Genomic DNA, 18467 nt, shown 5'->3' on the forward strand with positions numbered 1-18467 from the left:
CCGACTACGCAAGGAGAGCACGGCATGGGCACGCCGCAGCAGGGCATCCCGCTGTCCGTCGGCCAGGAGGCGATGTGGATCGCCTGGGAACTCGAACCCGACCAGATGAGCCATATCATCCCCCTGGCGTTCCTGGTGCGCGGGGAGCTGGACGTGCCGCGGCTGCGGCAGGCCGTGGCCGCCGTGGGAGAGGCGTACCCCCAGTTGCGGGCCCGGGTCGCCCGGGCCCACGACGGCCCCGTGGTGAGCTGGGCGCAGGCGCCCGAGATCCCGGTGATCGAGCGGACCGTGACGGCCGACGTGATGGAGGCGGCGCGGGAGGCGTGGCAGGTGCCGATCGACCTCCGTTCGGGGCCGCTGGCACGGGTGTACGTGCTGCGGGGGCCGGACTGGACGGCGCTCCTGTTCGTCGTCCACCACCTGGTGTTCGACGGCGCTTCCGTCCTGATCATGCTGGACGGGCTCCGGCGGGCCTATGCCGGTGAGGCACTGCGCCCGTCCGACCATCTCGACACACTGACCTCGTTCGCCCGCCGGTCCCGGGAGCTCGCGGACACCGAGGCCGGAGACGCGCACCGCGCCTACTGGAAGCGGGCACTGGGCTCCGGCACCCCAGGTCTCGCCCTGCCGTCCAACCCTGGCCCGGAGCCTCGGCGCACCATGTTCAGCGCTGACGTTCCTCCCGAACTCGCGGACCATCTCCGGTCCTGCGCGGAGGAGTTGGGGTGCTCCTACTTCACCGTGCTGCTCGGTGCCTACTTCGCGTTGCTTCGGCGGCACAGCGGCCTGGACGACCTCATGGTGTCCATCCCGTTCCACGGCCGGACCGACCCCTCACTCCGGGACACGGTCGGCTACTTCGTCAACCCGCTGCCGATCCGGCACCGGCTCCGAGCCACCGACAGCTATGCGGAGCTGATACGCGCGCTGCGGTCCGCGGTCAAGGAGTCCCTGAGCCACGGCGAGCTTCCGCTTCCCGCCATCATGCGCGAGGCGGGTTTCACCGGTCCGCAGGCCCGCGCCCACACCCATCAGTCCCTGTTCCAGTACTGGCACGCGGGACAGCGCGCCGACGTCGATGTGCAGAACCTCGAACTGCGCTCCGGTGGCACCTCCTGCACGCTGAGCATGCTCGACGTGGAGAGCACCGCCGGGTACACGCTCGCGGTGATGGTCAGGGAGGACACCGGCGGTACCCATGTGCTGTGGAAGGACCCCACGGGCGCGGTCGGCCCGGCCGCCGTGGCGGACCTGGCCGAGGACTACCTGGCGATCCTGAAGACCATCGCGGCCGATCCCCGGACGACCCTCGCCCCGGTCCTCGGGCACGTCGCCAGGCCGACGATGGCCCCCCAGCCGGCCCCCCAGCCGGCCGTCGTGCCGGCCGTCGTACCGACCGATAGGCCGGATGGGGCCGGGTCCGGTGGGCTGGCCGAGATGGCGGCGGTGTGGGAGGAGGTACTGGGTTTCGAGGGGATCGGCCCCGAGGATTCGTTCTTCGAGCTGGGCGGGCATTCGCTGCTGGCCGAGGCGCTGACGCTACAGGCGGGAAAGCATTTCGGGGTGGAGGTTCCGATCCGGGTGCTGTTCACCTTCCCCCGGTTGCGCGACTTCACGGACCAGGTCCTGGCGACGGTCGGCCCGACCGCTGAGGTGACCGGTCCGGACGCCGCCGTCGCGCCGGACGGCGCGGAGGTCCCCGCGAGCAACTTCCAGCAGCGGATCTGGCTGATCGAACAGTCCGACGAGTCCGCGCGCGGAAACGTCTGCCTGGCGTGGAAGACCTCCGGCGTGCTGGAGCCGGACCTGCTGGGCAAGGCGCTGGCGATGCTGGTGGAGAGCCATGAAATCCTGCGCACCCGGTTCGTCGAGCGCGACGGCGCGCTCGTGCAGCAGGTGGGAGAGCCGTGGCAGCCGCAGATCGAGCAACTCGACCTGCGGGGCACCGCGAGCCCTGACGACGGCATCACCGCCTGGCTGACGGACGCCGCGACGCGCAGGTTCGATCCGGAGTCCGGTCGGCTCCTGCGGGTGGCCGTCGCCGACCTCGGCGCCGGGCGCCGGGCCCTGCTGGTCTGCGTGCACCATCTGGTGATCGACGGTGAGTCGATCCCCATCCTGCTCGCCGAGTTGGAGCGGTGCCATGCGGCTGCCCGGCAAGGACGGGCGGCCGGACCCGCAGCCGTTCAGTACCGGGAGTTCGTCGCCGCGCAGCAGGCCGAGAAGACGGACGGGACCTGGGCCGCGGACCTACGGTACTGGGCCGACGCACTGTCCGGTGCCCCGGCGTATGTGGACGTCCCTACGTCTGCCACGCCGCAGGAGGAGGGGTCGGTGGCCATGGCGACCGGCGGGGGACTGCTCGGCCGACTGCAGCCGGTCCAGGCCGAACTCGGCGTCTCCTGGTTCATCGTCGCGGCGACCGCACTGGCGGTCGTGTTCCACCGATGGAGCGGCGAGAGCGACATCACCTTCGAGGTCCCGATCGCCTCCCGCGGCCGGAACCAGGGCCGGTTCGCCGACGTTCTCGGCCCGTGCCTGAACACCATGGTGCTGCGGTCGAGGCTCGCCCCCGGTGCCGCGGTGGTCGATGTGCTGCGGCAGCTGCGGTCCGCGGCGCTGGACGGGACAGAGCACAGCAGCGTGCCCTTCGACGTGGTGATCGCCCACCTCGACCCGGAACGGAGGGAGGGGCGCACTCCGTTCGGCGATCTGATCCTCAACATGAACTCGCGCACCAACCGCCATGCCGAACTCGGCGGCGCCGTGCTGACACCGGTGTACACCGAGTCCCTGGCGGTGCACGACAAGCAGTTCGGCCTCACGGTGACGCTCACGGAACACAACGGCGAGCTCACCAGTACGGTCGCTCACCGGGGTGAATTCATCTCGGTCGCCGAGGCACGCCAACTGGCGGGCGATCTCGCCGAGCTGCTCGCCGACTTCGCCGGGAGCCTCGACCGGGCGGTCATGACCAGGTCGTAGCCGCAGTCCGAGCGCGCCCCGGGTTCTCTTGACATGACGTCAAAGGGACCCGGGGCGTTCAGTGCCGGCCGTCTTCGACAAGCAGGCGTACCGCTCAGCAGGGTCGGTACCCGGATCAAACGTCGCCAGGCCGTCGCAGGCCTCATCAACGAGTACCGGCGAGCCGGCTGACATTCCACCAGAAGCTCGTTGTCGGTGGCATCCAGGCCGCGTAGGAGCCGAGACGACGGTGGTCGGGCAGCTTCCCAGACCCCTGTCACCCCCCGTCCCCGCCGCTGCTCCCGCCGTCGCCCCCGCTGTCCCCGCCCCCGCCTCCGCTGCTTCCCCCGCCTCCATTGCAAGAGTCCTCCCCGGCTTCGCAGCATGGCATTGGTTGCCCGCAGCGCCAGCCGCTACATCCGGCCACTCACGGGACATCCAGTCGTTCTGGCGCGGTGCAGGTTCGGGGCGCCGTCCTGCCGGTGGCGCGGCGTTACCTTGCCGGTCGGTTGGCCTGGTCGACAGTCTCCCTGCCCTCGCGGTTGCGCCAGCAGCTCGTGCCCGACCGATGGCCTCCGGAAGTGCTCGCCTCGGTAGGCCCGCCACCTCCCGGCCTCGACCGTTCGGTTCATCTCTCGGAGTGGACCACGGGAGACCTGCGCTGCCGGTACGAGCCGCTGACGTCACGATCGGGCAGCGCGGGCGCCTCATCCTCCCCGCCCAGATCCAGCGCGCCACCAGCATCACCCCTGGTGCGCGCGTCGCCCTGCGCACCGCGCCGAACGGCACGGTCAACTCCGCAATGGACTCCCCGCCCACTCCGCATCGCCGACGGGCCATGCTCGACGTGGTCGCAGTGCTGCTGACGCCTGCGCGGAGACCGGCGGGACCTTCTGGGGCTGGAGCGAGGAGGAGTGGTTCCACCTGCTCGGCCGCGCTCAGGCCGAGTTCCGCCAGCACGCGCCCGCCTGGGTTGGCGATGAGGTCCGGCCCTTTCGGGACGCGACCTCCGAAGAAGGCTTGGGTTTCGGTGATCCTGTTGTCCTGGACGGTGCTCAGAAGGCATTGATTTCGGCACGCAGGGCATTGTGCGGGCGATACGCGCGCGGACAAGGCGTAGGACTCTTAACGCCAACAGACGTGCGAACTTGGTGGTTCAGCACGGCATCTACGCCCCGTGACGGTTTGCACCAGCCCTTGGATGCGACTGCCGGGAGTCCGACGAGCCATCATGCAAGACCCAGGTCAACGGGCAGGTCCAGGAGAGTATTGACACGCCGTCAGCAAAGTTGCACCATTGTAACTCATCCTCCACTTGGCTGATTTCCATATCAACGGCTGGCTGGAGCCCCTCTGTTCGGCGCTGCTTCGAGCATGCTCCTTGCCCGTACCTGGCTCACGCTCGCCCGATCGATAGAGCATGCGTGATGACGCGGAAACCAGCTGCACATGCCCGCCGGAACTCAAGGGCGACGCAGCGGCCTTACAAACCGATCTTCGACTCAACCGATGCGTTGCCAAGAAGGCTTGAGGTGGTCGTTCCCCGTGGCTGACAGCTCCCTCCACAGCGGCCTGGCCGCGGGAGTGGCCGGCAAGCCGTCGACGGCTTCCTCGCCGAACTGCCCTGTGACTGGGCAGATGGCAGCGGCAGGTCGGCCGGGTCCGGGGATGCACTTCAGCGACTCGTTGGGCTGCTGGGTGGTCGAGGGATACGCAGAGGCCGTGGCGGTCATGCGCAGCAGCGCGCTGGAGGTTCCGCTCCTTCCGTTGCCCCGTGGTCTTGGGACCGCGGCAGAGCGTACGGCCCTGGAACCGCTGTGGGAGCAGGCCAGGCACATCCCGCTCTACACTGGCGGGCAGGCCCATCGCCGACTACGGCATGAGCTGCGTGACGCCTTCACCCGGGAGTCCGTCGAGGCCTGGCGCCCCTCCATCCGCGAGGTGGTTGATGATTCGGTCACTGGCTGCCTGCCCTCCGGTCGGGCCGAGGTCGTCGAGGACATCGGCAAGCCGGTCCTCCGCGAGGTGATGGCCGAGGTCGTGGGCATCCCCGCGGACGCACGCGCCGAGTTCGGCCAGTGGGCGGATGTCACGGTCAGGGCAGGCGCCTTCGGAACGCCGCAGTGGTCGGAGGGCCTGCTGGCCGAGGTCGTCGAGGCTGTCACCTCGATCGACCGCCTCATCGGCGAGGTGGTGGCGGATGCACGCGCGGTGCCCGCCGGAAGCGTGCTGGCCCATGCGCTGGAACGGCGCAAACACGGCGGGGGGCTTTCCGAGCAGGAAATCTCAGCCAATGCCCGCGCGCTCTACACGGCCGGCCTCTACACGACCACTTACCTGATCGCCGCCGCGGCGTACTACCTGTTCCGCGACGCCACCGTCCTGGAACAGGCTCGCCAGGACAGGCGGGAACTCGCGAAGGTGGTGCGGGAGACCCTGCGCTTCGCCTGTCCCGCAGTGGAAACGGCTCTTCGGCGCGCGACACGAGATGTCGTGATCAACGGCGAGACCATTCGGCGCGGCCAATTCGTGCGCACCGTGGTCCTGCGTGCCAGCCGTGATCCCAGCCGCTTTCCGGAGCCCGACGTCTTCAAGCACGAACGTCCCCGCCAGGGACGAGAACTGGTCTTCGGAGTCGGCTCGCACATCTGCCTCGGCAACCATCTGGCCACCACCATCACCGAGGAGATATGCGGCGCACTGGCCGCCCCGGAGCACAACGCGCGCCTGGCCGAACCCCACCCGGTATTCCGCCGCCGCCCAGCCGTACCCGTGATGTGGGGACCGGAGTGGGTGCACCTGGAACTGGGCCCCTGACCATCACTCCGCCGTCGGCAATCGACGCGATTGATGAATCCGCACCAGGAGATACCCGAGAGTAGAGGAGAGCCCGACATGTCCAATGACATCGACCCCTCGGCCCTGCCCAGCGCTGAGGAACTGCTCACCGAGGACGCGGCCACCGCGCCGCTCGCGCAGATCACCCAGGAGGTCCTGCAGAGCGTGGCCTACCGGACGCACGAGGCGTAAGGAACACCGCCAAGCCCCTGGGCCGGCGGTGAAGCAAGGTCACCGACGATCCGCGCCGCGCTCCCGCGACGCGGATCGTTCTGGAACCGCCAGACCCACTGGCGCGGCGGGAACCACGCGCGGGAACAAGGCATGACTCACCGTCACCGGCCCGAGAGCAGGGAGATCGACCACCATGCGCGTCCTGTACGTCAGCCCGATGGAGTACGGCGCGAACGCGGCCGTCGACGCGGTCGGCCAGGGTCTGCAGTGCCGGCTCGCCGAGAGCGGCATCGAACTGCGGGTGATCTGCGCCGACTTCCGCGACAAGGACTGGCCGGACACCGCCGACGCCGCGATGCTGGCCGGTGTCAAGGCGGGGGTGGACGCGATCGTGGTCTGGGTGGTCACCCCCGACTCCGCAGCGGTGGGGGCGGCGGCCGCGATGCGGCAGGGCATCCCCGTCATCACCTTGGAGCGCCCGCACTATCCCGTTTCCGCGTCCATCGTCTATCCGAACTTCAACCACGGCGTCTACATGGCCGAGCATCTCGCCGCGCTGCTGCCGACCGGAGCGGACGTCGCCGTGATCGGCGGCCCCGGCTCCGTGGACGACGACGAGTTGGTCATGGGCCTCCAGCGGGGACTGCGCCTGATGGGCCTGCACCTGGTGAACGACCCCGAGGACCCCCGGTACAAGAACGTCAGCGATGTGGCTGAGGGCGGCCGGCAGAAGGCACTCAATATCCTGGCCGACTTCCCCCGACTCGACGGCCTCATCCCTTACAACGACGAGACCATGCTGGGCGCCGTCGAGGCCCTCAGGGAGACCGGACGGCTGGGCGAAGTGGCCATGGTGTCCCGCAACGGGACGCCCGCGGCCGTCCAGGCCGTCCGGGGCGGCCTGAGCGCCGGTACGTGGGATGTCGACGTCACCGGCAACGGCCAGCAGCTCGCCGATCTGGTGATCCGCGCCGCCGTGCGGCAGGAGGTCCTCGACGGACTGTGCATCGCGGGCCCGATCGGACACATGATCACGCCGGAGCGGACGGCTCACTGGGAGCCGTGGGAGCGTCGTATCCCCTACCACGCCTTCCGGCTGGGCCTGGAGCAGTAGTTCACGAGTCCGGTGCCGCCGTCCCCGGGTGCGTGAGCCGATCGGGAAGCTGTCCGCGCCGAGGACGTTCAACAGATCCAGCTTGTCGTAGCTGTCGGCGCCATGCGTCGCGGTGAAGATGAGCAGGGACTGCGACTGGTCGGGGTCCTCTAGGTTCTGGCAGAACAGGTCCCCACCCCAATCGAGGATCCCAGGTTGACCGCTCGACAGGTGCGACTCGCGCTCGCATCAGCCTTGCTCGTCCTGTTCCCGCAGCCCCTCGCCGCGGCGGCCGCGCACCGCGCGGTCACTCCCGTGGCGCCAGCCGGCGATTGCGCCCCGGCCGGCGACAGTTCGGGCGCCAACCTCGCCGCCGTGATCGCCCAGACCTTCCGCGACGAGGGCCTCCCGCTCGCCGCCCAGCTGCTCGCCTACCCGCCCACCGACTTCACCGGCACCTACCCCTCGCGCGTCGAGAACGCCACCGGGTACATGCTCACCACCGAGAACCTCATCGACATCCAGCACCTCTACGCCGGCGACGACCCCGCTGTCCGCGGCTCCGCCCAGGTCTCCCCGCTGAACGCGGCAAGCCTGGCCGGCCTCGCTCCCGCGATCGTCGGCACCGCGCAGTTCGACCCTCTGCGCGACGAGGGCCAGGCCTACGCCGATGCGCTGCGCAAGGCGGGCGTGGACGTCTTCGTGCGCAACTACGACGGCCTGATCCACGGGTTCCTCAACATGTTCCCCGTCTCACCCGCCGCCGCCCTGACCGGGCTCTACGCCCAACTCGCCAAGCGGCTCAGCTGATACCTCGCACGACCGATACCGCCGGCGCCCGCTGGTCGATCTCGACCGGCGGGCGCCGGTGAGCTGGTGATCCAGCGCCGCAGCCCGCACCCCGAACACCTTCTCCAGTAGCTCGCCCTCCAGGTCTGAAAGGTGGAGGGCCTCCAGCGGGGGGCGCGAGGAAGGGGAGGTGGTCGAGTGGGCGGTGGCCGCGCGGACGCGCGCGACTTCCAGCGGGCTCGGCGCGGTCGGCGTCGCGGTGGCCACGGCAGGAAGGTCGGCCAGGTCGATGCGCCGCATGGACCGGTGGACCGGGGCCGGGTTGGTGACGGCGGTGGTCAGCGCCTGCAGGAGGTGCTCGGGCAGGCGCGAGGAGGCGGTGGCGTACCAGAACTGGCCGGGCGGTCCGGCCTCGAACAGCCAGCGCTCGGTGTCGCTGGCCATCTCGGCGTCGTGCCGCAAGGGTTTGTCCTGGACGTGGAGTCGGACGAAACGGTCCGGGGACTGGTAGGTGAGGAAGGGGGTGGCGGGGTTCAGGCTCCACTTTCCGGCGAGGAGTCCGAGGCACGTCTCGACTCCGACGGTCCGGTCGTCGCGGTTCAGGTACGCGCCGGGGCCGTGGGTGTAGGCGTCGGCGAGTGCGGTGGTGAAGTCCGCGACGCGGGCGCGCAGGTCCGGTGAGACGACGAAGGTGTTCCCCTCGTCGTCCTGGCTCAAAGCCCAGCCGGCGTCGACCAGCGGCTGGACGGCTTCGGAACCGTCGGCGTCCGCGTTGGCGAGGTAGCGCGGGGCGACCCGGTACTCGCGAGGCGTGTCAGGCGTGTTGGGCATGGCAGGGTCCTCGCGGCGGGTCAGCGGGCTCGGCCGGCGAGCGCGGGCCTCGGGAGCGCCGCAGGCCGGGTGACGGTGGTGTAGGCGAGCGCGGAGGTGCTCGGCCTCGGCGCGGGTGTGGAGCGGGCGGTCGCTGCCCGCATCCGCGCGACCTTCAGGGGGCTCGGCGCGGTCAGCGTCGCGGTGGCCTGGATGGGAAGGCGGGCCAGGTCGGCAGGCCGCCAGTACCGGGTGGCCTGGGCAGGGTTGTTCTCTGCCAAGTGCAGCATGTTGAGGCAGGACGACGACGGCCATGCAAGATCGTGTAGCGGATCCCTGCTCCCCAGGTTGGCAGAACGGGCAGCAGACTGGGGCCGCGGAGTGTGACACTACCGGCGTGACCAAGAAGCCCAAGACAGTTAAGAGGTCGCACAGATAGGCGACAGCTTTGTCCGGTGGGCAGGCGTGGCAAATGCAGGTTCCGTGATCACGGAGCGTCATGGCCCCGTGATCACGGAACCTGCGATTGCGCCGAGTGGGGCACGGTCACACCGTTGTTGCTGCTGCCTGCAGCGCAGCCGTCGCGCCGCGGCCGATCGGGTCGCCGTGCCCGAAGACCGCCGTCTCGACCTCCAGCTTGGCCAACCGGTGCAGCGACTCGATGGCACGGGCGCGGTCGGTATTGAAGACACCGAGCATGGTCCGGCCGACGTTGGCGACCGTATCGCCAGTGAACAGCACGCCCGGTCCAGGCAGGTGGAGCGCGATCGACCCCTCGGTGTGTCCAGGCACCGCGATGACCACAGCCCCGCCACCGAAGTCCAGGATGTCGCCGTCCTCGACTTCCCGGTCCACCCGGCACGGTGGAGCTGGCGGCAGCGGCGGAAGAGCCGCTCTGATAGATAGCTCGAACTCCTCCAACACCGCTGGCGCCCCGGTCGCCTCGCCCCGGATCACCGGAGCCTCCAGCCGATGCGCCACCACCTCCGCCCCGTGCCGGGCGGCCAGTTCGGCGGCCGAGCCCGCGTGGTCCTCATGCCAGTGCGTCAGAACGATCCGCCGCAGTTCGCCCTCTAGCACTTCCTCGATCTCCGTCGCGCAGTCCGCCGTCCCGGTATCGATCAGGGTCAGCCGGTCGCCGTCCCGCCACAGATAAGCGGTCCCTACCGGGAAGCGGAGCATGTGCAGCCTCGGCCGCACTTCGATCACATCCATACCCCCAAGCCTGCGCGGCCGGGCCCGCCGCTATGCCTTCGTTCGCTGACGGCTCACCAGGTGTGCGGAGATGTGATCCAGCTCGCCCATGCGCGTTCTCCATGCGGCCGGGGGACGCAGATGGAGATGGGTGCCTGGTCATGGTCGGCATTGGGGGCGCGCTGCCCAGCCGTGACTGGTCCAGGCTCGGCGGATCAGGCTGCGTACGATGATGATCGTGTCGGCGAGGTCGAAGAAGGCCACGATCACGCTGGTCCGGCGTTCATAGCAGCGCGCGAGCCGGTGGAAGGCGTTCTGCCAGGCGTGCGTGCGCTCGATGTGCCACCGGTGGGTGGCCTGGATCGGAGCTTTGATCCCCTTGCGAGCGATCCAGCCGTGCAGACCACGCTCGGCCAGCAGGATACGGGAGTTGGCCGAGTCGTAGCCGGCGTCGAGATGGACGGTGATCTCGTCGGGCAGAGGACCAAGTTCGCTCAGAAGATCGAGAGTTGGGGCCAGCGGCGGGGAGTCGTGGCGGTTGGCGCCGGCCAGGACGCGGCCGAGCGGGATGCCGTAGCCGTCTGTCATGCCCGAGCGCTTCATTCCCTGCTTGCCCCGGTCGACCGGTGAGCGTCCGGCCGCCTCGCCGCCGCCCGGGGCCTTGGTGATGGCGCCGTCCACGGCGATCTGGTCGAGGACGAGACCGACGATGCGGTCGTAGGCGCCGAGCGCGATCTGCTTCAGCCGGGCAAACAGCCCCAGGCGTATCCACTCGTCGCGGCGGTTGCAGATCGTCGTGGCCGAGCAGGTGGAGTCCGCTATCGCCTCGTAGGAGCAGCCGAACCGGAGGACCTGCAGCAGCTTGTCGAAGACGAGCCGGTCGCCGATCCGGCGCCGGTGGCAGCCCAGCGGGTGCGCCGGATCGAATTCCGGCCGCTGCGGCAGCATGGCGGCGAATTGGTCCCACAGCGGTTCGGTCAGCCAGGATGGCAGCACAGGCACAGGTCTCCCCCAAGATCACAGAGCGTCGCAACTCCATGATCACGGAACCTGTGCCCGTTCCGTCTGCCTGGTGGCTCGCATCAGCCCGCCAATCTGCGCGACCTCTAAGCACCATCTGGTTTCGAAGGTACCCTCGCGATCGAAGGCAGTGGAGCGTCCGGGTTCAGCAGCGAGGCAACGATTTTCTGCTCCAGGACGGGCCACAAGGCGTCGGCGAGCTTGGTCTTGGATACCTCAGCCTTCCATCTGTGTCTGCCCGTCGGGACCGATCACGCCCAGCGCCGCGTAGCGGGCGTCGACCAGCACGGCGGCCGCCTCCACGATCCGCCGCAGCGCCTGCGCGAGGTCGAGCTCCCGGCCGACCGACAGTACGGCCTCCAGCAGGCTGTGGACCCGGTCACGAGTGCCCCGGGCCGCGTCGATGCGCGCCTGGAGCTCCTCCAGCAGCTCGTCCAACCGCAACTGCGGCATCCGCGACGGTACCTGGTCCCCACCCACAGGCGCTCTCCCCTGCTCTGTGTCCGACTGCGCCAAGGGCCTTGAGGCGTCCCTGAGGCCCCTGACTGTTGGGGAGCCCACGACCGTAACCACGCACTGAGCTTCAACAACGGTCACCCTACGTCGCTGCTGGGCGGAGTCGCAGGTCTTCGGAGAGCGCACTGGTCGGGCTCGGCACCAACTACCCCGGGGAGTCCGGCGGGCAGTGGCAGACTGACGACACATCGAAGCTTCGGTGGTGCGAGGCGACTTGGAAGGTCACCCCGTTCCATCGGAGCTTCGTCGTACGTACCGGCGCAGGCCACGGCTGCCGCCGGAGACGGTTCTGGACAAGTTGATCAGTGCCGTGACCTTCTCGAACGCACCGTGAGCCGGTGCGTCGCTCAGGTGGCTCGCTCGGCCTGCCCGGGCACGACGGCGACCGGACGCGGAGAACTGGGCAGCAGGTGCGGCATCAGGGCCACGGCGTGCACGATGCGCAGCGGGCGGTGGCGGGCCGCCGCCTCGCGTGCGGCCCAGGCGGCGGCTGCCAGAGCGTCCGGTGAGCCGTCGACTCCGACGACGACTGGTAAGTACATGGTGGTCGACCTCCGTCGGGTTGCAGGGGGAAGCGGTGCCGCCGGGCCCGGCGAGTCGTGAGCTGGTCAGCCGTGCCAGGTCCAGTCGGTGACTTCGGGCAGGTCGGTGCCGTGTTCGCGGATCCAGGCCTCGTGGCGGATCCTGACGTCGGCCATCTGCTGGCGGACGGCGGTGGCACGGAGGGCGAGGCCGGGGACCCGGTCGATGACGTCCATGACCAGGCGGTAGCGGTCGAGGTCGTTGCGCACGACCATGTCGAAGGGTGTGGTGGTGGTGCCGGACTCCTTGTACCCGCGCACGTGCAGGTGCGGGTGGACGGTGCGGCGGTAGGCGAGGCGGTGGATCAGCCAGGGGTATCCGTGGTAGGCGAAGATCACCGGCTTGTCGCGGGTGAAGAGCGCGTCGAACTCCGAGTCGGGCATGCCGTGCGGGTGCTCCTCGGCGGGCATCAGGCGGGCGATGTCGACCACGTTGACGACCCGGACGGCCAGTTCCGGCAGATGCTCGCGCAGCAGGTCGGAGGCGGCCAGCACCTCCTGGGTGGGGACGTCGCCCGCGCAGGCGAGCACGGCGTCCGGCTCGCGGCTGCCGTCGTCGGTGCCGGCCCAGGGCCAGATGCCGGCGCCGCGCGAGCAGTGCGCGCGGGCTTCCTCCAGGGTGAGCCAGTCGAAGCAGGGCTGCTTGCCGGCCACCACGACGTTGACGTAGTCGCGGCTGCGCAGGACGTGGTCGGCCACCGCGAGCAGGGTGTTGGTGTCCGGTGGGAAGTAGACCCGGACGGCTTCGGGGCTCTTGTTGAGCACGTGGTCCACGAAGCCGGGGTCCTGGTGGGAGAAGCCGTTGTGGTCCTGGCGCCAGACGTGCGAGGTGAGCAGGTAGTTGAGAGAGGCGATCGGTGCGCGCCAGGGGATCTTCCGGGTGGTGCGCAGCCACTTGATGTGCTGGCTGACCATCGAGTCGACGATGTGGACGAACGCCTCGTAGCAGGAGAAGAGGCCGTGCCGGCCGGTCAGCAGGTAGCCCTCCAGCCAGCCTTGGCAGGTGTGTTCGGAGAGGATCTCCATCACCCGGCCGTCGTGGGCGAGGTGTTCGTCGGTCGCCAGCACCTCGGCCTGCCAGGCCTTGCCGGTGGCGGAGTAGACGGCTTGGAGGCGGTTGGAGGCGGTCTCGTCGGGGCCGACGATCCGGAAGTCGCGGCGCTCGGCGGTGTCCGCCATGATCTGCGCCAGCAGGTCGCCCAGGACCCGGGTGGGCTCGTGCAGGGTGGAGCCGGGCTTGTCTACGGGGACGGCGTAGTGCTCCAGCGGGGGGATTGGGAGCTCGTGCAGCAGCAGGCCGCCGTTGGCGTGCGGGTTGGCCCCGATCCGGCGCCGGCCCTCGGGGATGCAGGCCAGCACCTGCGGGGTCGGGCGGCCGTGCTCGTCGAAGAGTTCCTCGGGGCGGTAGGAGCGTAGCCAGGCGGAGAGTTGGGCCAGGTGCTCGGGGTTCTCGCGTACCTGGTCCAGCGGGACCTGGTGGGCGCGCCAAGTCCCTTCCACCGGCAGGCCGTCGACTTCCGCCGGGCCGGTCCAGCCCTTGGGGGTGCGCAGGACGATCATCGGCCAGTGCGGGCGGCTGGTATCGCTCTGCACTCGGGCGGCCTGCTGGAGGGCGGTGATCCGGTCGACGGCGGTGTCCATCGCGTCGGCCATCAACTGGTGGACCGCGAGGGGGTCGTGGCCGGTGACGTGGATCGGGTCGTGGCCGTAGCCGCGCAGCAGGGCGTCCAGTTCTTCCTCGGGCAGTCGGGCGAGGACGGTGGGGTTGGCGATCTTGTAGCCGTTGAGGTGCAGGATCGGCAGCACGGCGCCGTCGTGCACCGGGTCGAGGAACTTGTTGCTGTGCCAGGCGGTGGCCAGCGGTCCGGTCTCGGCCTCGCCGTCACCGACCACGCAGGCGACCAGCAGGCCGGGGTTGTCGAGCGCTGCGCCGTAGGCGTGGGAGAGCGAGTAGCCCAGCTCCCCGCCCTCGTGGATCGAGCCGGGTGTCTCGGGGGCGACGTGGCTGGGCACTCCGCCGGGGAAGGAGAACTGCTTGAACAGCCGGGCCATGCCGTCGGCGTCGCGGGTGATGTCCGGGTAGGTGTCGGTGTAGCTGCCCTCCAACCAGGAGTTGGCCAGGACGGCCGGCCCGCCGTGGCCCGGGCCCCAGACGCAGATCGCGTCCAGGCCGCGCTGCTTGACCACCCGGTTGACGTGGGTGTGCACCAGGTTCAGCCCGGGGGAGGTACCCCAGTGGCCGAGCAGGCGGGGCTTGATGTGGTCGGGGAGCAGCGGCTCGCGCAGCAGTGCGTTGTCGAGCAGGTAGATCTGGCCGACCGCCAGGTAGTTGGCGGCCCGCCAGTGGGCGTCCAGCTCCCGCAGTTCCTGGTCGGGTAGCGGGGCGGTGGTCGAAGGGGCGGTCTCGCGCATGGGAACGGTCTCCTCGGGTCCGGCGGGCGGCGCGGTGCGGGGTGTGTACGGCGGTTTCGCTCTGTCCTATACCGTCCTCTGCGGCGAGGGCCGGGGACAGGGCCGGTCGGGGCCGACGGCCGCGCGGGCGGTGGGCCGAACGGCCCCCTACTACGGCCGAACGGGCGCGAGCGGTGGCGACGGCTCCGGCCGGCACCGGCACGGTCGACGTCCGGGTGCTCACGGCGGGCGGGATCACCCCGGTGGTGAGCGGGGACCAGTACCGGTTGACGTCTTCCTCGCGCCCCTTGTGGCCGTTGGGGCGTTCGCTTCACCGCCCACCATGGGCGGTGGGGCGGACGGTGGTGCCGAGCAGGATGCCGAGGGCGTCGTCCAGTGGGCCGATGGCGGCCAGGCCGCCGGTGCGTTCCACGAAGGTGGCAACCGCGTCGGCCTTGGGCCAGATCGCACCACCGACGCTAACCGACCAGCGGGACCGCCCCACACCTCTCTACCCGAAGCTCACCCGATCGAGCTACTCCTCACCTATTCACACAACCCGACCACCAGCTCGCTACCCCTTCATGGGTGAGCCGCCGTTGACCCACGCACCACTGCTCGACGTGGCGTAGCCCCACCCGAACGCCTTGTCGAAGAACGCCCAGAGGAACACGAACCCGAGCCCCGCCCGGGCCACCGCCAGAGCCCGCGCCGCGGTGGCGGTCGGGCGTGGATCCGCTCTGGGGCTCGATTGTCAGCCGAGGTCGCGGTGGCGGAGCCCGGTAAGCCCCGCTGCGGTGAGGGTGGCGGTCAGGAGGGTGAGCCAGAGCAGGGGTTGGGCGGCGAAGGTGCCACCAGGCAGGTGCGGGGTGTGGGTGAAGGGGGAGAGGTCGAGCACCCACTGGTCCGCCTGCAGGGCGGGGCCGAGCCAGCCGATCAGCACGAAGGCGGCGAGGACGCCCCAGCCCGCCGAGGTCCACCGGGGCGCCAGGCCGAAGAGCAGGACGGTGGCGGCGGCCGTCAGCCAGACGGCCGGCAGCTGGACCAGCGCACCGCTGAGCAGTTCGGCGACCGATCCGGCCTGGTCGCCGAGCGTCGCGTGCTCAGCCGCACCGGCAGCGAGCCCGCCGCACGTCAGCAGAGCTGCGCTGCCGAGCAGGGGGAAGAGCAGGTGCCCGGCTGCCCAGCTGAGCCGGGACACCGGGCCGGCCAGCACCGGTTCCGCGCGGCCTTCGGTCTCCTCGGCACGCAGCCGCAGCACGCACTGCACGGCGTAGACGGCCGCGAGCATCCCGAGCACGCCCATGATGCTGGACAGGTACGCGTCGGCGACGCCGTGCTGACCGCCCATCCGCCGCAGCACGTCCGCCACCGGGCGGTTGCCGCCGACCAGGTCCACGATCCCCTTGGCGATGGCGCCGAACACGCCACCGGCCACCGCGAAGGCCGCGCACCACCCGGCCAGCGTGCCGCGCTGCAGCCGCACGGCCAGCGCGAACGGCGTGCGCAGCGTGCGCGCCGCAGTGGCCGGGCCGGGCCGTTGCGGCAGCAGCCCCGACCCCAGGTCCCGCCTGCCGACCAGCGTGTAGGCCACGCCGGCCAGCAGCCCTGCCACCGCGAGCGAGAGCAGCAGCACCCACCACCGGTCGGCGCCGTACGGCTGGACCTGCTCGCTCCAGCCGATCGGGGAGAGCCAGTTCAACGCGCCCGGCCCGTGGACGGTGGACGCGTCGGCGGCCGCGCGCAGCACGTACGCCAGGCCGAGGGCGGCGCCGGCCAGGCTGTTCGCCGCCCGCCCGGTCTCGGCCAGTTGCGCGGTGACGGACGCGACGCCGGCGAAGACCAGGCCGCAGACCGCCAGCGAGCAGCCGAAGGCGAGCGACCCGGCGAGCGGCTGCCCGAGGGCGACCAGCGAGGCCGTCGTCAGCAGGGCGAGAAGCCCGTTCGCGAGGGCGGCGGCGGCCAGCGCGGCGGTCAGCGGTGCGGGCCGGGCGACGGCGCCCGCGCCGATCAGCTCCAGCCGGCCGTCCTCCTCCTGGGCCCGAGTGTGCCGCACGACCAGCAGGATGCTCATGGCCGCCGCGAGCGCGGCACCGGTGACGCCGATCCGCCACACCGTGATGCCGCCGATGCTGCTGTCGCCGAGCGGACCGTACAGCGCCCGCAACGAGCCGTTGCCCGCCAGGCTCGCGGCGAGCTGATCGCGCGAAGCAGCCGTGCCGTAGAGCTTCTTGAACGAGTACGTGGTGGAGGCGACCGACGCGGTGAGCAGGTAGACCCAGACCGGCAGCGTGATCCGGTCGCGGCGTAGGGCGAGCCGCAGCAGCGGGCCGGTGCCGGTCAGGGCCGTCACGCCGTCACCTCGGTCGCGTAGTGGCGCAGGAAGAGCTCCTCCAGCGTCGGCGGGCGGCTGGTGAGGCTGCGCACGCCGCTGCGGCCGAACGCGCGCAGCAGCGCGTCCAGGTGCTCGGCGTCCACCTGGCAGCGCACCCGGTTGCCGTCGACCACCAGGTCGTGGACGCCGGGCAGGCTCTCCAATCCGGTGGGATCGGCGGCGAGTTCGGCGCTGACGGCGGTCCGGGTGAGGTGGCGCAGTTCGGTGAGTGAGCCGGTCTCGACGGTGCGCCCGGCCCGGATGATGCTGACCCGGTCGCACAGAGCCTCGACCTCGGACAGGATGTGGCTGGAGAGCAGGACGGTCCGGCCGCGGTCGCGCTCCTCGCTGACGCACCGGCGGAAGACCTCCTCCATCAGCGGGTCGAGTCCGGAGGTCGGTTCGTCCAGGATCAGCAGTTCGGCCTCGGAGGCCAGCGCGGCGACCAGGGCGACCTTCTGCCGGTTGCCCTTGGAGTAGGCGCGGCCCTTCTTCGTCGGGTCCAGCTCGAAGCGCTCCAGCAACTCGGTGCGGCGGCCCGCGTCCAGGCCGCCGCGCAGCCGCCCGAGCAGGTCGATCGCCTCGCCGCCGGACAGGTTGCGCCACAGCGTGACGTCGCCGGGCACGTACGCCAGTCGGCGGTGCAGCGTGACGGCGTCGTGCCAGGGGTCGCCGCCCAGCAGCCGTGCGGTGCCCGAGTCGCGGCGCAGCAGGCCCAGCAGGACCCGGATGGTGGTGGACTTCCCCGAGCCGTTCGGCCCGAGGAAGCCGTGCACCTCGCCCTGGGCGACGGTCAGCTCCAGGCCGTCGAGGGCGCGGGTGCGGCCGAAGGTCTTCACCAGTCCGGAGACCGAGATTGCTGCTGTCATGACGCCGAGGTTCCTCTCTTCGCGCCGGTTCGTGAAGCGAACCGCACAGATTCGGGCACAGGAGCGGATCGCGGGGTTACCGGCGGTGCATGGTCTGCAGGGCGTGCACCAGGACGCGCGGGTCGTGTTGGCCCTTGTAGACGGGCGGCGGCTGCCTGTCGAGCTTCAGCAGCTGCGCGACGGCGGTCCAGGCGGTACGCACCGAGTACTCGACGGTGAAGACGACGTCGTCGGGGACCTCGGCGAACTGGCCGATGAAGGCGAGGGCCGAGGCCTCTGCTGGCCGGTCGGGCGGAATGGGAGCAGCGTGGGGGATGAAGGGGTTCGGTAGCGACGGTGAGGTGAGCTGGGATGACCGGGAACGAGGCGGCACCGCGGGTTGTGGTGGGTGTCGACGGCTCGCCGTCGTCGTACGCGGCTCTGCGGTGGGCGATCCGCCACGCGCAGCTGATCGGGGGGACTGTGGACGCTGTCGGTGCGTGGGAGACGCTGGTGGCGTACGGCTGGTCAGCGCCCGTGATCGCCCCGGACCTCGATGAGGGGGTCGCCCGCCGGAAGTTCGATCAAGAGCTCGCCGAGGTGCTCGGCGATGGGCAACCGGTGGAGGTGCGGCGGCGGCTGGTCCCCGGGAACCCGGCCGACGTGCTGATCGACGCGGCCCGCGGCGCCGAGCTCCTGGTCGTGGGAAGCCGGGGTCACGGCACCTTCGCGCGGGCACTGCTCGGCTCCGTGAGCGAGCGCTGCGCGTTGCATGCCCCCTGCCCGGTGGTCATCGTGCGGGAGGGCTGAGCGGGCCGAGCGGGGCCGTACGAGCGGTACCGGGGGGTGGGCCCACCGGCCCACCTTCCGGTACC

General features: G+C 70.6%; 13 protein-coding genes and 4 pseudogenes. 6 read left to right on the forward strand and 11 right to left on the reverse strand.

Annotated features, from left to right (window positions below; all coding sequences use genetic code 11):
- The first annotated feature begins 24 nt into the window (after window positions 1–24).
- The 5 genes from P3T34_RS38690 to P3T34_RS38715 all read left to right on the forward strand — a co-directional run bounded on the left by P3T34_RS38690 (window position 25) and on the right by P3T34_RS38715 (window position 7879).
- Window positions 25–2985 carry a condensation domain-containing protein gene (locus P3T34_RS38690; RefSeq protein ID WP_280671374.1) on the forward strand — a complete coding sequence of 987 codons (2961 nt, stop codon included), beginning with the start codon at window positions 25–27 and terminating at the stop codon, window positions 2983–2985.
- A 1647-nt stretch (window positions 2986–4632) separates the two neighbouring features.
- A complete protein-coding gene (locus P3T34_RS38695) occupies window positions 4633–5781 on the forward strand; it encodes a cytochrome P450 (protein ID WP_280671384.1) in 1149 nt (382 codons plus the stop codon).
- A gap of 78 nt (window positions 5782–5859) precedes the next feature.
- A complete protein-coding gene (locus tag P3T34_RS38700) occupies window positions 5860–5994 on the forward strand; it encodes a hypothetical protein (RefSeq protein ID WP_280671386.1) in 135 nt (44 codons plus the stop codon).
- 175 nt (window positions 5995–6169) lie between these two features.
- Complete coding sequence (locus tag P3T34_RS38705) at window positions 6170–7090, forward strand: substrate-binding domain-containing protein (protein ID WP_280671388.1); 921 nt, start codon at window positions 6170–6172, stop codon at window positions 7088–7090.
- 195 nt (window positions 7091–7285) lie between these two features.
- Window positions 7286–7879, forward strand: coding sequence for an alpha/beta hydrolase fold domain-containing protein (locus P3T34_RS38715; protein ID WP_280671390.1), 594 nt, complete (start codon window positions 7286–7288; stop codon window positions 7877–7879).
- Here P3T34_RS38715 and P3T34_RS38720 read toward each other — a convergent pair.
- The 11 genes and pseudogenes from P3T34_RS38720 to P3T34_RS38770 form a co-directional block, all read right to left on the reverse strand.
- Entirely contained in the window at window positions 7823–8689 is an 867-nt protein-coding gene (locus P3T34_RS38720) for a DUF317 domain-containing protein (protein WP_280671392.1), read from the reverse strand. The two genes, P3T34_RS38715 and P3T34_RS38720, sit on opposite strands and share 57 nt — an antisense overlap.
- A 20-nt stretch (window positions 8690–8709) precedes the next feature.
- Window positions 8710–8949 carry a hypothetical protein gene (locus P3T34_RS38725; RefSeq protein WP_280671394.1) on the reverse strand — a complete coding sequence of 80 codons (240 nt, stop codon included), beginning with the start codon at window positions 8947–8949 and terminating at the stop codon, window positions 8710–8712.
- A gap of 265 nt (window positions 8950–9214) precedes the next feature.
- Entirely contained in the window at window positions 9215–9883 is a 669-nt protein-coding gene (locus P3T34_RS38730; protein WP_280671396.1) for an MBL fold metallo-hydrolase, read from the reverse strand.
- Between the two features lie 138 nt (window positions 9884–10021).
- The gene (locus P3T34_RS38735; protein WP_280671398.1) at window positions 10022–10864 is read right to left on the reverse strand and encodes an IS5 family transposase; all 843 of its coding nucleotides are present in this window, start codon (window positions 10862–10864) and stop codon (window positions 10022–10024) included.
- A gap of 252 nt (window positions 10865–11116) precedes the next feature.
- A pseudogene (locus P3T34_RS38740) lies at window positions 11117–11335 on the reverse strand (histidine kinase); the annotation flags it as partial.
- Window positions 11336–11754: 419 nt separating this feature from the next.
- A pseudogene (locus tag P3T34_RS38745) lies at window positions 11755–11940 on the reverse strand (universal stress protein); the annotation flags it as partial.
- A 66-nt stretch (window positions 11941–12006) separates the two neighbouring features.
- Window positions 12007–14391: a phosphoketolase family protein gene (locus tag P3T34_RS38750; RefSeq protein WP_280671400.1), complete on the reverse strand. Its 2385-nt coding sequence runs from the start codon at window positions 14389–14391 to the stop codon at window positions 12007–12009.
- 310 nt (window positions 14392–14701) lie between these two features.
- Window positions 14702–14842: pseudogene (locus P3T34_RS38755) on the reverse strand (carbamate kinase); the annotation flags it as partial.
- A gap of 282 nt (window positions 14843–15124) precedes the next feature.
- Window positions 15125–16723 (reverse strand): ABC transporter permease, encoded by a 1599-nt coding sequence (locus P3T34_RS38760; RefSeq protein ID WP_280671402.1) that lies wholly within the window; start codon window positions 16721–16723, stop codon window positions 15125–15127.
- The gene (locus tag P3T34_RS38765) at window positions 16720–17613 is read right to left on the reverse strand and encodes an ABC transporter ATP-binding protein (RefSeq protein WP_280671404.1); all 894 of its coding nucleotides are present in this window, start codon (window positions 17611–17613) and stop codon (window positions 16720–16722) included. Before P3T34_RS38765 ends, P3T34_RS38760 begins: the two co-directional genes overlap by 4 nt.
- Window positions 17614–17689: 76 nt before the next feature.
- Window positions 17690–17896 (reverse strand): annotated as a pseudogene (locus tag P3T34_RS38770) (oleate hydratase); the annotation flags it as partial.
- A 68-nt stretch (window positions 17897–17964) separates the two neighbouring features.
- On the opposite strand from P3T34_RS38770, the gene P3T34_RS38775 reads away from it, so the two are divergent.
- Window positions 17965–18402 (forward strand): universal stress protein, encoded by a 438-nt coding sequence (locus P3T34_RS38775; RefSeq protein WP_280671406.1) that lies wholly within the window; start codon window positions 17965–17967, stop codon window positions 18400–18402.
- Window positions 18403–18467: the final 65 nt, after the last annotated feature.

It is taken from the genome of Kitasatospora sp. MAP12-44 (assembly GCF_029892095.1).
In the GTDB taxonomy this organism is placed as follows: Bacteria; Actinomycetota; Actinomycetes; order Streptomycetales; family Streptomycetaceae; genus Kitasatospora.

Coding starts and splice junctions, on each gene's coding strand:
- P3T34_RS38690 (WP_280671374.1), top strand. CDS start 25: ATGGGCACGCCGCAGCAGGGCATCCCGCTGTCCGTCGGCCAGGAGGCG.
- P3T34_RS38695 (WP_280671384.1), top strand. CDS start 4,633: ATGCACTTCAGCGACTCGTTGGGCTGCTGGGTGGTCGAGGGATACGCA.
- P3T34_RS38700 (WP_280671386.1), top strand. CDS start 5,860: ATGTCCAATGACATCGACCCCTCGGCCCTGCCCAGCGCTGAGGAACTG.
- P3T34_RS38705 (WP_280671388.1), top strand. CDS start 6,170: ATGCGCGTCCTGTACGTCAGCCCGATGGAGTACGGCGCGAACGCGGCC.
- P3T34_RS38720 (WP_280671392.1), bottom strand. CDS start 8,689: ATGCCCAACACGCCTGACACGCCTCGCGAGTACCGGGTCGCCCCGCGC.
- P3T34_RS38730 (WP_280671396.1), bottom strand. CDS start 9,883: ATGGATGTGATCGAAGTGCGGCCGAGGCTGCACATGCTCCGCTTCCCG.
- P3T34_RS38750 (WP_280671400.1), bottom strand. CDS start 14,391: ATGCGCGAGACCGCCCCTTCGACCACCGCCCCGCTACCCGACCAGGAA.
- P3T34_RS38765 (WP_280671404.1), bottom strand. CDS start 17,613: ATGACAGCAGCAATCTCGGTCTCCGGACTGGTGAAGACCTTCGGCCGC.
- P3T34_RS38775 (WP_280671406.1), top strand. CDS start 17,965: ATGACCGGGAACGAGGCGGCACCGCGGGTTGTGGTGGGTGTCGACGGC.